Source organism: Pseudomonas sp. CCC3.1 (assembly GCF_034347405.1).
Classification (GTDB): Bacteria; Pseudomonadota; Gammaproteobacteria; order Pseudomonadales; family Pseudomonadaceae; genus Aquipseudomonas.
Genome location: NZ_CP133778.1, coordinates 4,964,686 through 4,980,831, shown reverse-complemented (window position 1 = coordinate 4,980,831; position 16,146 = coordinate 4,964,686). Strand labels below are relative to the sequence as shown.

Below are 16,146 nucleotides of genomic sequence, written 5' to 3'. Positions count from 1 at the left end.
AATGCGGGGATATTCAGTTTTTGCGGGTCATCTTTGATGAGCGCGTTGCAGGTAAAAAACAACGGCCTGGCTTTGCTGCACTGTCTTGTTACCCTCCATTACCTTCACGGATAGGCGGTGCATGCCGCGATCAATGTTGTTCATTTGCATGACGGTTTGGGTGTCGGGCTGGCCATAGTGTTTGTCATCAAGCAGCCATTGCAGGCGATGCCGGTTGTGCAGGGGCGGGTCAATCGTGAGTTGGACAGTGAAGGTTCCATTGTTGGCGCGCAGGGCCTGTTCGACGGGCAGGCCCTCGATTTTCAGTGCGCTGTAGGGCGGATGATCACGCTCTTGTTCGGGCAGCAGGTGTTGCGGGTTGTCGGGTGGCGCAATGTCCAGGGCTGGCTGGAGATTAAGTGGCTCAAGCGTTATGGGTACGCTGCCGCTTAGATCGCGCGGCGAGCCGCTGTAGTGCACTGTGCCCTGAGCATCGAGGTATTTGTACACTTGCGCGCTCGCAGGCAGGGCAGCCAGCCACAGGCTTATCAAGAAGTAGTGCACAGGCTGTTTACTGCGACAGTGGCATGCCTGCGCCGCCGGCATAAAACACGATCAGTTCGACGGGCTTGTTGCCACTGGTGCCACGGTGCTCGGTTTGAACGACTTCGGGCAGGATCTCGCCAGCCTTCAATGTAATTTTGTGCTTGCCGTCACGGGTTTCAACGAGCAGCTCGCCAGACAGCACATAGGCCACATTAGGCATGGGGTGTGTGTGCCAATTGAGTGCAGTGTTGGCCGGGATGATGATTTTGAGAACGGTAATTTCGGGTTGGCCAGCCGGGTACGGGCCGTAAGGTGCACCATCCCATGAATGGGTGGTTTTGAGCAATTGTTCGACTTTGACGCTTGGAGGGGTGCTGGTGCAGCCGAACAGGGTCAGGCAGGCCAGCGACAACAGCAGAGCTTTGAGTGGGTTGGCGAGCGTCATGGCAGCATCCGTTTGATGAGTTGCCTCACGTTACAGATCGCGCTTTGGGATGGCTGTCAGGCGCCGGTGAAGTTTTAATCGGGTGTTACGCCGCGGAATGTAAGACATTACGCATAAAAAAAGCCTCCCGTAGGAGGCCTTTCTAATCACGCCGCTTTCACGGGTGAAACTGGATTAGCAGCTGTAGTACAGCTCGTATTCCAGTGGGTGCACGAAGGTACGTACTTTGATTTCTTCTTCGCTTTTCAGGGCGATGTAAGCGTCGATGAAGTCGTCGCTGAAAACGCCGCCTTTGGTCAGGAACGCACGACCTTTGTCCAGCTCTTCCAGGGCTTCTTTCAGGCTGCCGCAAACTTGTGGGATCTCTTTCGCCTCTTCAGGCGGCAGGTCGTACAGGTTTTTGTCAGCAGCATCGCCAGGGTGGATCTTGTTCTGGATGCCGTCCAGGCCAGCCATCATCAGTGCAGCGAAGCACAGGTATGGGTTAGCTGCTGGGTCCGGGAAGCGTGCTTCGATACGGCGAGCCTTAGGGCTGGATACGTAAGGAATACGGATCGAGGCGGAACGGTTGCGCGCCGAGTAGGCCAGCATTACCGGTGCTTCGAAGCCTGGTACCAGACGCTTGTAAGAGTTGGTAGCCGGGTTGGTGAAGCCGTTCAGGGCCTTACCGTGCTTGATGATGCCGCCGATGAAGTACAGAGCGGTGTCGGACAGGCCGGCATAGCCTTCGCCAGCGAAGGTGTTCTTGCCATCTTTGGAGATGGACATGTGAACGTGCATACCCGAGCCGTTATCGCCGTACAGCGGTTTAGGCATGAAAGTAGCGGTACGGCCGTAGGCGTCTGCCACGTTGTGTACGCAGTACTTCAGGGTCTGAACTTCGTCAGCCTTTTTCACCAGGGTGTTGAACTGCACGCCGATTTCGTTCTGGCCAGCAGTTGCCACTTCGTGGTGGTGAACTTCGATAACCAGGCCCATTTCTTCCATGGCGTTGCACATGGAGGTACGGATTTCGTGGTCATGGTCGAACGGAGGAACCGGGAAGTAGCCGCCTTTGATACCTGGACGGTGGCCTTTGTTGCCGCCTTCCACGTCCTGGTCGGACATCCACGAGCCTTGCTCGGAGTAGATTTTGAACATCGAGCCGGAGATGTCGGACTTGAACTTCACTTCGTCGAAGATGAAGAATTCTGGCTCTGGACCCACGAAAACGGTGTCACCGATACCGGTGGACTTCAGGTATTCCTCGGCACGGGTAGCGATGGCGCGTGGGTCGCGGTCATAGCCTTGCATGGTCGAAGGTTCGATGATGTCGCACACCAGGATCAGCGTAGGCTGCTCGGTGAATGGGTCCAGAACGGCCGTGCTGTCGTCTGGCAGCAGGATCATGTCGGACGCTTCGATGCCTTTCCAGCCAGCAATGGAGGAACCGTCGAACATTTTGCCGTCGGTGAAGAAGTTTTCGTCCAACGCATCACGGGCCGGCATGGTCACGTGGTGCTGAGTGCCTTTGGTGTCAGTGAAGCGCAGATCAATCCATTTGACGTCATGATCTTTGATGAGTTGAACCGACTTCGACATAGTGTCCTCCGGGGTGGCTTAGGGCTGGTAGTGGAATAGCCCTTAATAAGTGGTTGATGCCGGCGCGAATACTCTGCCAAGGCAACCTGCATCACAAGGGAGCAAATTGCATGCCAGTGCTCCGATTTGGGTTAAACGCCTCAATCTCAAGCAGGTTAGCGTCGAAGACGGCCGATGAATGGCGTTTATCGCACTTAAATGAAGCGATTTGAGTGCGTTGTGCACCACTTTAGTGCGATGAAAACCGTTTGTACGATAACTGGTTAAACCTTGAGCAATTTCCGCTATAATCCGCGCCCCCCTTTTTTGGCAGGCTGCTCGCGCGCTGTTTTCATGAAACTAATCGTTAAAGTCTTCCCCGAGATCACTATCAAGAGCCGCCCGGTTCGGATGCGTTTCGTCCGTCAATTGGCTAAAAACATCCGTGCTGTGCTCCGTGATCTGGACCCGGCTGTGGTAGTGACTGGCGTGTGGGACAACATCGAGTTGCAAACGCGTGTCAGTGACCCCAAAGCCTTGAAGGAGATGACTGAGCGCCTGAGCTGCATGCCGGGCATCGCGCATTTCCTGCAAGTAGACGAGTACCCGTTGGGCGACTTCGACGACGTCGTTGAAAAGTGCAAACTGCACTTCGGCGATGCGTTGGCGGGCAAGATCTTTTCAGTGCGTTGCAAACGCGGCGGCAAGCACCCATTTACCTCGATGGAAATCGAGAAATACGTCGGCAGCAAGCTGCGTCGTGAATGCGGGGCGGCCGGAATTGACCTTAAAAAGCCGGAAATTGAAGTCCGTTTCGAAATTCGCGACCAACGGTTGTTTGTGATTCACAGCCAGCACGACAGCATTGGCGGTTTCCCGCTGGGCTCGCTTGAGCAGACCCTGGTATTGATGTCCGGTGGTTTCGACTCGACAGTGGCGGCCTATCAGATCATGCGTCGCGGCCTGATGAGCCACTTTTGCTTCTTCAACCTCGGCGGGCGTGCCCACGAACTGGGCGTGATGGAAGTCGCGCACTATATATGGAAGAAGTACGGCAGCTCGCAGCGCGTGCTGTTTGTCAGCGTTCCGTTCGAAGAAGTGCTGGGTGAAATTCTCGGCAAAGTTGATAACAGTCATATGGGCGTCATTTTGAAGCGTATGATGTTGCGCGCGGCGTCCCGTATTGCAGATCGGCTCGAAATTGATGCGCTGGTCACCGGCGAGGCTATTTCTCAGGTTTCCAGCCAGACGCTGCCGAACCTTTCGGTTATCGACTGCGTGACAGACAAGCTGGTCTTGCGTCCGCTGATCGCCAGCCACAAGCAAGACATCATTGACCAGGCGGTTGAAATCGGTACGGCCGATTTTGCCAAGCACATGCCTGAATATTGCGGGGTGATTTCGGTCAACCCCAAGACCCACGCCAAGCGTCCGCGTGTGGAGTACGAAGAACAACAGTTTGATATGGCCGTGCTTGAGCGAGCGCTCGAGCGGGCCAAACTGGTGCCGATTGATCGAGTGATCGATGAGTTGGGCCAGGACTTGCAAGTCGAAGAAGTCAGCGAAGTGCTGGCGGGCCAGATCGTGATCGACATCCGTCACCCGGATGCTCAGGAAGATCAACCGCTGGAACTGGCTGGCATCGAAGTACAAGCGTTGCCGTTCTATGCATTGAACAGCCGCTTCAAGGAACTGGATGATACCCGTCAGTACCTGTTGTATTGCGACAAAGGCGTGATGAGTCGCCTGCATGCTCACCATTTGCTCAGTGAGGGACATGCCAATGTGCGCGTTTATCGACCGAGCTAAGAGCCCGGGGCTGTATGCCTGTGGCCTGCGTCACCGGCCCCCCGACGCCGCCGTCAAGCTGTAACGGCTTTGCCGGACTCTACTGTTAATCGCTGCCACGACCTGTCAGCACACCGAATCCTCTGATCGAGATACACAAGTGATCGAAAATCTACGTAACATCGCCATCATTGCTCACGTTGACCACGGTAAAACCACCCTGGTAGACAAACTCTTGCGTCAATCCGGCACTCTGGAGCGCAACGAGCTCAACGACGAGCGCGTGATGGACTCCAACGACCAGGAAAAAGAGCGCGGCATTACCATTCTTGCCAAGAACACCGCTATTAACTGGAACGGCTACCACATCAACATCGTGGACACCCCGGGCCACGCCGACTTCGGCGGCGAAGTAGAACGCGTAATGTCGATGGTTGACTCCGTTCTGCTGTTGGTTGACGCTCAAGACGGCCCTATGCCGCAAACCCGTTTCGTGACCAAAAAGGCTTTCGAAGCTGGCCTGCGTCCAATCGTGGTTATCAACAAGGTTGACCGTCCAGGCGCGCGTCCGGACTGGGTTCTGGACCAGATCTTCGACCTGTTCGACAACCTGGGTGCTACCGAAGAACAGCTGGACTTCAAAGTGGTTTACGCCTCTGCCCTGAACGGTATTGCAGGTCTTGACCACACCGAAATGGCTGAAGACATGACCCCGCTGTACCAGTCGATCGTCGACAACGTACCGGCTCCACAAGTTGACCGTGATGGTCCGTTCCAGATGCAAATCTCGGCACTGGACTACAACAGCTTCCTGGGCATTATCGGTGTTGGCCGTATCGCTCGTGGTCGCGTCAAGCCGAACACCCCGGTTGTGGCTATCGATGCTGACGGCAAGCGCCGTAACGGCCGTATCCTGAAGCTGATGGGTCACCACGGTCTGCACCGTGTAGACGTTGAAGAAGCTTCGGCAGGCGACATCGTTTGCATCAGCGGTATGGATTCGCTGTTCATCTCCGACACCCTGTGTGATCCGATGAACGTTGAAGCGATGAAGCCGTTGACCGTTGACGAGCCAACCGTTTCCATGACCTTCCAGGTAAACGACTCGCCATTCTGCGGTAAAGAAGGCAAGTTCGTGACGTCCCGTAACATCAAGGAACGTCTGGACAAAGAGCTGCTGTACAACGTTGCACTGCGCGTTGAAGAAGGCGACTCGGCTGACAAGTTCAAAGTATCTGGCCGTGGCGAGCTGCACTTGTCGGTACTGATCGAAACCATGCGTCGTGAAGGTTTCGAAATGGGCGTTGGTCGTCCAGAAGTGATCATCCGTCTGGTTGACGGCGTGAAGCACGAACCGTTCGAAAACGTCACCATTGACCTGCCAGAAGAATCTCAGGGCAAGGTGATGGAAGAGATGGGTCTGCGTAAAGGCGACCTGACCAACATGGTGCCGGATGGCAAAGGCCGTGTTCGTCTGGAATACAACATCCCTGCTCGTGGTCTGATCGGTTTCCGTAACCAGTTCCTGACCCTGACCAACGGTGCTGGCATCCTGACCTCTATCTTCGACCGTTACGATGCCATGAAGTCTGGCCACATGTCCGGCCGTCAGAACGGCGTTCTGGTTTCGGTTGAAACTGGCAAGGCGCTGACCTACTCCCTGGAAACTCTGCAAGCACGCGGCAAGCTGTTTGTTGAGCACGGTCAAGAGATCTACAACGGTCAGATCGTTGGTCTGAACAGCCGTGACACCGACATGGGCGTTAACCCTACCAAGGGCAAGAAGCTCGACAACATGCGTGCTTCGGGTAAAGACGAAACCATCGCTCTGGTTCCGCCTGTTCGCTTCACGCTGGAACAAGCTCTGGAATTCATCCAGGACGACGAGCTGTGCGAAGTGACTCCTAAGTCCATCCGTCTTCGCAAGAAGATCCTGGACGAAGGCGAGCGTACCCGCGCTGCTAAAAAAGCCAAAAACTAAGTCACTTAGTTAGCGGTTACAAAAACGCCCCCGACCTTGCGGTCGGGGGCGTTTTTTTATGTCCGGGATTTGTGTAACGGCTGACCCCTCACCCCAGCCCTCTCCCGAGGGTTGGGGTGAGGGTTGCTTTAAAAATTCATCAGCCGTTCGCTGCTGTTTTTACGCTCAACAGCCTTTGGCACATACGCGCAATAACCCGGACGCGGGCCCACGCGTGGGTGGTTACGGCAAGTATCCGGGCGCTTTTCGTAGATGGTGCACATGCGCGACTTGCGATCCAGATACAGGCAATCGTTATTGCTCATGCGCTGCAGGGTGAAAATCCCCGACTTCTGGTTAAAACGCTCAACAATCCCTTCTTTCTGCAGGCGCTTGGCGATGTTCTTCGGCGGGTCGCCGAGTTCGAACTCATCGACCAGGCCAATGCGGATCAAGTCTTTGATCTTGACCTCAACCGGCAAGGTGCAGCAGCTGGAAATGCAGGAGCCGCACATGGGCGCGGAGTATTTGGCCCAGGTATCGAGACGGTCGATTTCCGCGGCGGCGATCAGGTTGGACTTCATCAGGCTTGTATTCCAGCGTGCATCAGGGCGCGCGATCATACCGGGGTTGATGAATGAGTGAACAACCATTTGCCGGTTTTTTGTACAAAGCGATGCTTTAAGGCGTTTAGCCCGAGGTGTGCATCGTTTTGGGGCGGTATTCATTTCGTCCGTTTTTTTCAAAAAAAAGCACGAATCAGCGCGCTTTCTTTCTCTCGAAGCGTCTAGGCTGACACCACTCGTCTTCCAATCGCTCCATCTCGCTAGAGGTTGTACCGATGCCCCAGGAACCGCTTGTTCGTGACGCGCAGGTGGCGGCTTTTCGTGCCGCTGTACTAGCCAAACTGACTTACGCGGTGGGTAAAGACCCGGATCATGCGTTTGACCATGACTGGTTCGAAGCTATCGCACTCGCCGCCCGCGACCATATGGTCGACCACTGGATGGACCATACCCGGCAGATTTATCGCAAAGACCAGAAACGGGTGTATTACCTGTCACTGGAATTCTTGATCGGTCGTCTGCTGTACGACAGCCTGAGCAACCTAGGGTTGCTGGAGGTCGCGCGTGAGGCCTTGACCGAGCTTGGCGTCGATCTGGAGCGCATCCGCCTGCTGGAGCCTGATGCGGCGCTGGGTAACGGCGGTTTGGGGCGACTGGCCGCCTGCTTTATGGAAAGCATGTCGAGCCTGGGCATCGCCGCCCACGGCTATGGCATTCGCTACGAACACGGGCTGTTCCGCCAAAGCATCGTCGACGGCTGGCAGCAGGAGCAAACCGAGAACTGGCTTGATTTCGGCAACCCCTGGGAGTTCGAGCGCGCCGAGGTGCTCTATTCGATTGGTTTTGGCGGCTCGGTTGAGACCAAGCAGGACGAGCAGGGCCAGTCGCGACAAATCTGGTGGCCGAGCGAAACGGTACGTGCCATCGCCTATGACACGCCTGTCGTAGGGTGGCGCGGTGCCAGCGTCAACACCTTGCGCCTATGGCGGGCGAGGGCGCTGCACGACTTGAACCTGGGGCGCTTCAACGCCGGTGATCATTTGGGCGCTGTGGCCGAGGTGGTGCGCGCAGAGAGCATTTCTCGCGTGCTGTATCCGGCTGACAGTAACGAAGCCGGGCAAGAACTGCGTTTGCGTCAGGAATTCTTCTTTGTATCCGCCTCGCTGCAAGATTTGCTGCGTCGCCACCTGAATGTGCACGACACCTTGCTGAACCTGGCCGAGCACGTGTCTATCCAGCTCAACGACACTCACCCCTCGATTGCCGTGGCCGAGTTGATGCGCATCCTGGTCGATGAGCACAGCATCGAGTGGTCTACGGCGTGGCAAGTCACCGTCGACACGCTGTCGTACACCAACCACACCTTGCTGCCCGAGGCGCTGGAGACCTGGCCGGTCGGCTTGATGGAGCGCTTGCTGCCGCGCCATATGCAGATCATCTACCTGATCAACGGCTACCACATCGACTCGCTGCGTGAAAAAGGCGTGCATGATTTTGACGTGCTGCGTGCCGTCTCGCTGATCGAGGAAGACAACGGCCGTCGCGTGCGCATGGGTAATCTGGCGTTTTTGGGCTCCCATAGCGTGAACGGCGTTTCCGGTTTGCACACCCAACTGATGCGCAGCACGGTGTTTGCCGATCTGCACAAGCTCTACCCTGACCGCATCAACAACAAAACCAACGGCGTAACCTTCCGCCGCTGGCTGTTCCAGGCCAACCCGCCCTTAACCGCGATGCTGGTAAACGTGCTGGGCGAGGACGTGCTCGATGAAACAGAACACAAACTGATCAAACTGGAGCCTTTTGCCGAGCGCGCAGACTTCCGCAAGCAATTTGCCGAACAGCGTTTACAGAGCAAATGCACCTTGGCGGCGCTGATCTACGAACGGCTGGGCATCGTGGTCAGCCCTGAAGCGATGTTTGATGTGCAGATCAAACGGATCCACGAGTACAAGCGCCAGTTGCTCAACTTGCTGCACACCGTCGCCTTGTATCAGGCTATTCGTGCTGAGCCGGGTAACCACTGGGTGCCTCGGGTCAAGATTTTTGCAGGCAAGGCGGCGGCCAGTTATACCCAGGCCAAGCTCATTATCAAACTGGCCAACGACATCGCGCGTACCGTCAACAACGACCCGACCGTGCGCGGCCTGCTCAAAGTGGTGTTTATCCCCAACTACAACGTCAGCCTGGCCGAAAACATCATCCCGGCGGCGGACTTGTCTGAACAAATATCCACCGCAGGCTACGAAGCATCGGGCACCAGCAACATGAAGTTCGGCCTTAACGGTGCGCTGACCATTGGCACGATGGACGGCGCCAACGTCGAAATGTGCGAACGGATCGGCGCGGAAAATATGTTCATTTTTGGCCTTACCTCCCAACAGGTCGAAGCCCGAAAGCTCAATGGCGAGTTTCATGCGGCGGCGGATGTGGCGGCTTCGCATCGACTTAATGATGTGTTGCAGGCTATTCGCGGTGGGGTGTTCTCCCACGATGACCCGGCGCGCTACACCGGTTTTGTCGATTCACTGATCGACTACGACCGCTTTTTGGTGTGTGCCGACTTTGATGCTTACTGGGATGCGCAGATGCGCGTTGAACACCTGTGGCACGACAAGGATGAATGGTGGCGCAAGGCCGTGCTGAACACGGCGCGCACGGGCTGGTTCTCATCGGACCGGACCATTCGCGAGTACGCGACAGAGATCTGGAAAGCGTTGTAATTGCTTAGGCCTCGTGGGGGCTGGCTTGCCAGCGATTGAATCACCATGATCTTGCTGTCAGACCGTGCCGTATGCATCGCTGGCAAGCTAGCTCCCACACATTTTGCGAATGATTTAAGGGTTCAGCACCGGCCTCTCTGTCGGTTCTCAGTCTGATTAGAAGATTTGCACGGCAACACGCGTTAAACTGCGCGGGTTTTTCGCCCCCTCCCCATTGTTCGGAGCCTTACATGTCCCGCGTTACCCTGAGTCGCTATCTGATCGAGCAGACCCGCAGCAACAACACCCCTGCTGATTTGCGTTTCCTCATCGAAGTGGTGGCGCGTGCTTGCAAAGAGATCAGCCACGCCGTGTCCAAAGGCGCCCTCGGCGGTGTTTTGGGCAGCATGGGCACTGAAAACGTACAAGGTGAAGTGCAGAAGAAGCTCGACGTGATTTCCAACGAAATCCTGCTCGAAGCCAACGAATGGGGCGGTCACTTGGCTGGCATGGCGTCCGAAGAAATGGACAATGCCTACCAGATTCCGGGCAAATACCCGAAAGGCGCCTACCTGTTGGTATTCGACCCACTGGACGGCTCGTCGAACATCGACATCAACGCCCCGGTCGGCACGATCTTCTCGGTACTGCGTTGCCCGAACGAGTACCTGAGCCAGAACGAACCGTTGAATGAAAAGGCCTTCCTGCAACCAGGCACACAGCAAGTGGCAGCCGGTTATGCCATCTACGGCCCGCAGACCATGCTGGTCCTGACCCTGGGCGACGGCGTCAAAGGCTTCACCCTGGACCGTGAAATGGGCAGTTTCGTTCTGACTCACGAAGACATCACCATTCCTGCAACCACTCAGGAATTCGCCATCAACATGTCCAACCAGCGTCACTGGGAAGCGCCGGTACAGCGCTACGTTGACGAGTTGCTGACAGGTGAAGACGGTCCGCTGAAGAAGAACTACAACATGCGTTGGGTGGCCGCGATGGTTGGCGACGTACACCGTATTCTGACCCGCGGTGGCCTGTTCATGTACCCGCGCGACAGCCGCGAGCCTTCCAAACCGGGCAAACTGCGTCTGATGTACGAAGCCAACCCAATGTCGTTCCTCGTGGAACAGGCGGGCGGCGCTTCGACTGACGGCCATCAGCGTATCCTCGACATCCAGCCAGAAGGCCTGCACCAGCGTGTCGCCGTATTCCTGGGTTCGAAAGAAGAAGTGGCGCGTGTGACCGCGTACCACAAAGAGTAAATACCTGGCTGCACCCCCTGTAGGAGCGAGCTTGTCTCGCGATCTTTTGATTCTTTAAAAGATCGCGAGGCGAGCTCGCTCCTACAGTCGTTTCTGGCCCAGGGAACCACCTCGCGCTTTTCTCTTCTAAGCTTGCAGCAGGCAGCGATGCCGCCTTTCTTATTCAGGAGCTATTCCATGAAGTTGCGTTCTTTGGCGTTGTTGTCGTTCTGTGTGCTGCTGGCGGCTTGCAGCAAGGTCAATCAAGAAAACTATTCCAAGCTGACAGCGGGTATGTCCAAAGCCGAAGTCGAAAAACTGCTGGGCAGCCCGACTGATTGTTCGGGCGCGCTGGGTATGTCGAGCTGCACCTGGGGCGACAAAAACAGCTTTATCAGCGTGCAGTACGCAGGCGATAAAGTGCTGATTTTCTCGGGTCAGGGTTTGAAGTAAAACGGCACAGGAGCGTTGGCGATGAAACGTCTTTTAGCCTGCCTCGGGGCAGCGCTGGTGTTGGCGGGGTGTTCCACGACCAGCCCCGATACGCTGGCACCGAAAACGGTCGAAAGCGTCGACCTGAAACGCTATCAGGGCACGTGGTATGAGCAGGCGCGGTTGCCGATGTTCTTCCAGCGCAACTGCGCGCAATCCCAGGCTCAGTACACGCTAAAGCCTGACGGCAACGTGGCGGTGTTGAACCGCTGCCAGACCGCAGAGGGCAAGTGGGAAGAAGCCAGGGGCACGGCCAGCCCGCAAGTGCCGGGTAAAACCGACAAGTTGTGGGTCGAGTTCGATAACTGGGTGTCGACGTTATTGCCGGGCGTGACCAAGGGCGATTACTGGGTGCTGTACCTGGGCGACGACTACAGCACTGCGCTGGTTGGTAACCCGGATCGACGCTACTTATGGTTGCTGTCGCGCAAGCCGCACATCGACCAGCAAACCCGCGACGATCTGATCAGCAAGGCTCAGCAACAGGGCTATGACACCACACGCTTGATTTGGCGAACGCCAGATGCAGACATGCCCAAGCTTAAGGGCTGAAACGCCCCTTTCTTCTGTAGGAGCGAGCTTGTCTCGCGATCCTTTGATCCTCTAAAAGATCGCGAGGCAAGCTCGCTCCTACAGAAGGCGGCGCTATCGGCTTAACCCCGCAGCAGGGTTTTCCAGGCGCGGTTCTGATACACGGCAATGGCTTGTTGCTTGCGTGCGTTGAGCAACAGGTCATTGCTTTCTGCGTCATCAGTGATGGGCAAGTTGGCCAAGTCTTGCAACTTGTTCATTTCGCCGTACAAGCGATCCACTTCCGGAATTTCCAGCACGCCACGCGCCAGACGCAGCCACGCCTGAATGCGTTCGATGCGCGGCAGTTGCTCGGCCAGGTCTTCGGGTTGCTGCTGGTAGCGATTCAGACGCAGCGCTATGGCTTCATCTGACAGCAGACGCGGCAACCAGCTCGACAGTTGTGCAGCGCCCTGGCGATTGCCACGGGTGGTGCCGCGGTCGATGGTCCAGCTGCGCGCCAGCAGCCAGCGCGAGGTGTTCAGCGAGAACTGGCCCCAACGCGGGTCTTCCAGCTCTTCAAGGAACTGCTCAGGCGCGGCTTTACGCACGTCTTCATCGTCCTGACCGGCTTGCACCATCGGGCGCCAGTCTTCGAGCAAGGCGTCCAGTTGAGCGCGCAAGTCGTGGGTCGAAGGGCGAGGTGCGGCCTGACCGAGGCTGCTGACCAGCGCACGCAGGTCGATCAACTGCTGAACCCAGTCTTGCAGCAAGCGCCAATGGCCATTGAAGCGGTATTGCTCGGCCAGACGCTGACTGCTGCCCAACAGGTGCCAGGCCAGTGCGGCAAAGGCGTCGTCCAGCGGCGTTTCTGGGGTCAGCTCAGGCGCGGGCAGGCTGACGGCGTAGCTGTTGGCGTCAAACAGGCGATAACCGCGTTCAGCCTTGCTGATGTCACACGGCATCAGGGCCAGTTTTTCAGCCAACTCGGCGGCCAGTTCCAGCAAGGCAGCCGGTTCGCCTTCGCGCAATTCCAGTTCCAGTTCGCAGATTTCTTCTTTCTGCTTGCCGGCAATCACGTGGCCCAGGTCCAGAGCGGCTTCGATCACCACTTTGGCTTTGCCGCGGCCCCACGAGATTTCAGCGCGCTCGCGCACAAAATCGGTGGTGAAGATTGGCTTGAGGGTCTTTTTGTCCAGCTCGGCCAACTCCTCCGGCCAGCATTCGCCGTCGAGTTTTTTGATGTCGAGCTTGGCTTTTGGCAGGTGCCAGTCGTATTCGTTGCGCTCCGACAGCCCGGCGATGCTTTGGCCACGGGTCTTGAGGGTTTGAATCACCTCTTCACCGTCGCGACGCAAGCGCAGAGCAACCTTGGCCTTGGCCAGATCGCGCTCAGGCGTGTCGAAATATTGGTTTAACAACTCACGGCTTTCCCAGCCACTTTTGTTGCGCTTTTTCAGCAAAGGGTGCTCGCGCAAGGCGGCGAGGGTTTCGCGGCTGACGCGGAGTTTGATTTCGGTTTCTTTCTGCATGGCCGGAAAATCCAGGAACGGTGCGCAGCCGGGGAAAGTGTGGCTGCCAAGGCCGTGCAGTGTACAGGACTCGCCGCTCCGGCGCGTCGCACGGGTTTATTCCAGGGCGCAGATAGCTCTATGATGGGCCTCGCCCAGCCAACAGGAAGTCAGCGCATGCCCTTACCTTCCCTCAAAGAGCAATTCGCTGCGTTGATCGGCACACCGTCGGTCAGTTGTACTCAGCCCCATTTGGATCAATCCAATCGTGCCGTGATCGACTTACTGGCCGCGTGGCTCGGTGATCTGGGGTTTAACTGCGATATTCAGCAGGTCAGCCCTGGCAAGTTCAACTTGCTCGCCAGTTTCGGCAGCGGCCCCGGCGGGCTGGTGCTGGCAGGCCACAGTGACACGGTGCCCTACGATGATGCGCTGTGGCAGACCGACCCGCTCAAACTCACCGAGGTGGATAACCGCTGGGTCGGCCTTGGCAGTTGCGACATGAAAGGTTTTTTTGCGTTGATCATCGAAGCGGTGCGCCCGCTGCTTGATCAACCGTTCAAACAACCCTTGCTGATTCTGGCCACCTGCGATGAAGAAACCTCCATGGCCGGGGCCCGAGCACTGGTTGAGGCCGGAAAGCCGTTGGGCCGCGCGGCGGTGATTGGTGAGCCGACCGGGCTCAAACCGATCCGCATGCACAAAGGCGTGATGATGGAGCGCATCGACATTCTGGGTCGCAGCGGCCACTCTTCTGACCCAAGCCTTGGGCACAGTGCGCTGGACGCCATGCACGACGCGATCACCGAGCTTAAAAGCCTGCGTCAGCAATGGCTGACCGAGTACCGAAACCCGCAGTTCAGCGTGCCGCAACCGACCCTCAACTTTGGCTGCATTCATGGTGGCGACAACCCGAATCGGATTTGTGGCCAATGCTCGCTGGAATTCGACTTGCGGCCTTTGCCGGGCATGGACCCGGCGCTGTTGCGTTCAATCATTCGCAGCAAACTCGACCCCTTGGCTGAGCGGCATCAGGTCAAGATCGACTTCGCCCCGATAGCGGCCGGCGTGGCGCCCTTCGAACAGGCGGCTGACAGCGAATTGGTGCGCGTGGCTGAACGACTCACCGGCCATCGCGCCGAAGCAGTAGCGTTTGGCACCGAAGCGCCTTATCTTCAGCAGCTTGGCTGCGAGACCATCGTGCTGGGCCCTGGCGACATCGCCTGCGCGCATCAACCAGGCGAACACCTCGAAATGTCACGTTTGCAGCCGACAGTGCGTCTATTAAGCCAACTGATTGAACACTATTGCCTGACCCCGGCCCAGTAAAGTGCCGCAGGCTTAACCCGTCCACACAAGGAGAGCACGCGTGTTGCCAAGTTTGTTTCGACGATAACTATCAGCCTGCTGTGCGTTTGCTGTTTTTGCCCTTTCTAGGCGGCTCATTTTTTACAGGCTTTGGTTATGCACGATTACGTTAACTGGCTGCGTCATGCTTCTCCTTACATCAATGCTCATCGCGACTGCACCTTCATCGTCATGCTCCCTGGCGACGGTGTAGCGCATCCCAATTTTGGCAACATCGTCCACGACCTGGTGCTGTTGCACAGCCTGGGTGTGCGCCTGGTGCTGGTTCACGGCTCACGTCCGCAAATCGACAGTCGCCTCGAAGCGCGTGGCCGGGTGCCGCATTACCACAAAGGCATGCGCATCACCGACGCGCCGACGCTGGAGTGCGTGATCGACGCCGTTGGCCAATTGCGCATTGCGATTGAAGCGCGCTTGTCGATGGACATGGCCTCGTCGCCCATGCAGGGCTCGCGCCTGCGGGTGGCCAGCGGCAACCTGGTCACCGCGCGGCCGATTGGCGTGCTGGATGGCGTGGACTACCACCACACCGGCGAAGTGCGCCGGGTCGACCGCAAAGGTATCAATCGCCTGCTGGACGAGCGCTCCATCGTGTTGCTGTCGCCTTTGGGCTACTCACCGACCGGAGAAATCTTCAACCTGGCCTGCGAAGACGTCGCCACCCGTGCCGCCATCGACCTTGCGGCGGACAAACTGCTGCTGTTCGGCGCCGAGTCCGGCTTGCTCGATGAAAACGGGCGCTTGGTCCGTGAGTTGCGTCCACAACAAGTGCCCGCGCACATGAAACGTCTGGGCAGCGATTATCAGGCCGAGTTGCTCGAAGCGGCGGCCGAGGCGTGCAGCGGCGGCGTGGCCCGCAGCCACATCGTCAGCTACGCCGAAGATGGCGCGCTGCTGACCGAATTGTTTACCCGTCATGGTGGCGGAACGCTGGTGGCCCAAGAGCAATTCGAAGTCACCCGCGAAGCCGCGATTGAAGACGTGGGTGGCTTGCTGGAACTGATCAGCCCGCTGGAAGAACAAGGCATTTTGGTGCGCCGTTCGCGTGAAGTGCTGGAGCGCGAGATCGAACAATTCAGCGTGGTCGAGCGCGAAGGCATGATCATCGCCTGTGCAGCGCTGTATCAAATTGCCGATTCGGACGCCGGTGAACTGGCGTGTCTGGCAGTAAACCCGGAGTACCGTCATGGTCGCCGGGGTGATGAACTGCTGGAGCGCATCGAAAACCGTGCACGGGCACAGGGCCTCAAAACCTTGTTCGTGCTGACGACCCGCACGGCGCACTGGTTCCGCGAGCGCGGCTTCGAGCCTAGCAGCGTAGAGCGTCTGCCAGCGGCGCGAGCGTCGCTGTACAACTTCCAGCGCAACTCCAAAATTTTCGAAAAAGCGCTGTAACGAACGCAAGCTTTGTAGCCGCTGACGAGGAACGAGGCCAGGACCGCCGTCCGGGGCCGCTTCGCACCCCATCGCAGCCTCGT

General features: G+C 57.4%; 13 protein-coding genes. 8 read left to right on the top strand and 5 right to left on the bottom strand.

Features of this window, described 5'->3' with window-relative positions; all coding sequences use genetic code 11:
* Window positions 1-27: 27 nt before the first annotated feature.
* The 3 genes from RHM56_RS21700 to glnA all read right to left on the bottom strand — a co-directional run bounded on the left by RHM56_RS21700 (window position 28) and on the right by glnA (window position 2,551).
* Complete coding sequence (locus tag RHM56_RS21700) at window positions 28-543, bottom strand: DUF4124 domain-containing protein (RefSeq protein ID WP_322235958.1); 516 nt, start codon at window positions 541-543, stop codon at window positions 28-30.
* 7 nt (window positions 544-550) lie between these two features.
* Window positions 551-970, bottom strand: coding sequence for a cupin domain-containing protein (locus RHM56_RS21695; protein ID WP_322235956.1), 420 nt, complete (start codon window positions 968-970; stop codon window positions 551-553).
* A gap of 174 nt (window positions 971-1,144) precedes the next feature.
* The gene (gene glnA, locus RHM56_RS21690) at window positions 1,145-2,551 is read right to left on the bottom strand and encodes a glutamate--ammonia ligase (RefSeq protein WP_322235953.1); all 1,407 of its coding nucleotides are present in this window, start codon (window positions 2,549-2,551) and stop codon (window positions 1,145-1,147) included.
* A 333-nt stretch (window positions 2,552-2,884) separates the two neighbouring features.
* Between glnA and thiI the strand changes: the two genes are divergently transcribed.
* Window positions 2,885-4,339 carry a tRNA uracil 4-sulfurtransferase ThiI gene (thiI, locus tag RHM56_RS21685; protein WP_322235951.1) on the top strand — a complete coding sequence of 485 codons (1,455 nt, stop codon included), beginning with the start codon at window positions 2,885-2,887 and terminating at the stop codon, window positions 4,337-4,339.
* Window positions 4,340-4,478: 139 nt separating this feature from the next.
* Entirely contained in the window at window positions 4,479-6,299 is a 1,821-nt protein-coding gene (gene typA, locus RHM56_RS21680; protein WP_322235948.1) for a translational GTPase TypA, read from the top strand.
* 128 nt (window positions 6,300-6,427) lie between these two features.
* Here typA and RHM56_RS21675 read toward each other — a convergent pair whose 3' ends face one another.
* Window positions 6,428-6,865: a YkgJ family cysteine cluster protein gene (locus tag RHM56_RS21675; RefSeq protein ID WP_322241834.1), complete on the bottom strand. Its 438-nt coding sequence runs from the start codon at window positions 6,863-6,865 to the stop codon at window positions 6,428-6,430.
* Between the two features lie 254 nt (window positions 6,866-7,119).
* Between RHM56_RS21675 and RHM56_RS21670 the strand changes: the two genes are divergently transcribed.
* From RHM56_RS21670 to RHM56_RS21655, 4 genes are all read left to right on the top strand, one after another.
* Entirely contained in the window at window positions 7,120-9,567 is a 2,448-nt protein-coding gene (locus RHM56_RS21670) for a glycogen/starch/alpha-glucan phosphorylase (RefSeq protein WP_322235946.1), read from the top strand.
* Window positions 9,568-9,797: 230 nt separating this feature from the next.
* Entirely contained in the window at window positions 9,798-10,808 is a 1,011-nt protein-coding gene (locus tag RHM56_RS21665; RefSeq protein WP_322235944.1) for a class 1 fructose-bisphosphatase, read from the top strand.
* Window positions 10,809-10,985: 177 nt separating this feature from the next.
* Window positions 10,986-11,240: an outer membrane protein assembly factor BamE domain-containing protein gene (gene bamE, locus RHM56_RS21660; protein ID WP_019411732.1), complete on the top strand. Its 255-nt coding sequence runs from the start codon at window positions 10,986-10,988 to the stop codon at window positions 11,238-11,240.
* A gap of 21 nt (window positions 11,241-11,261) precedes the next feature.
* Window positions 11,262-11,831, top strand: coding sequence for a lipocalin family protein (locus tag RHM56_RS21655; protein WP_322235942.1), 570 nt, complete (start codon window positions 11,262-11,264; stop codon window positions 11,829-11,831).
* A 101-nt stretch (window positions 11,832-11,932) separates the two neighbouring features.
* Here the strand turns inward: RHM56_RS21655 and RHM56_RS21650 are convergent, their stop codons facing one another.
* On the bottom strand, window positions 11,933-13,321 hold the full coding sequence (locus tag RHM56_RS21650; protein ID WP_322235939.1) for an inorganic triphosphatase: 1,389 nt from the start codon (window positions 13,319-13,321) through the stop codon (window positions 11,933-11,935).
* Window positions 13,322-13,477: 156 nt separating this feature from the next.
* Between RHM56_RS21650 and argE the strand changes: the two genes are divergently transcribed.
* The gene (gene argE, locus RHM56_RS21645) at window positions 13,478-14,629 is read left to right on the top strand and encodes an acetylornithine deacetylase (protein WP_322235937.1); all 1,152 of its coding nucleotides are present in this window, start codon (window positions 13,478-13,480) and stop codon (window positions 14,627-14,629) included.
* A 135-nt stretch (window positions 14,630-14,764) separates the two neighbouring features.
* Window positions 14,765-16,063, top strand: coding sequence for an amino-acid N-acetyltransferase (argA, locus tag RHM56_RS21640; protein WP_322235935.1), 1,299 nt, complete (start codon window positions 14,765-14,767; stop codon window positions 16,061-16,063).
* Window positions 16,064-16,146: the final 83 nt, after the last annotated feature.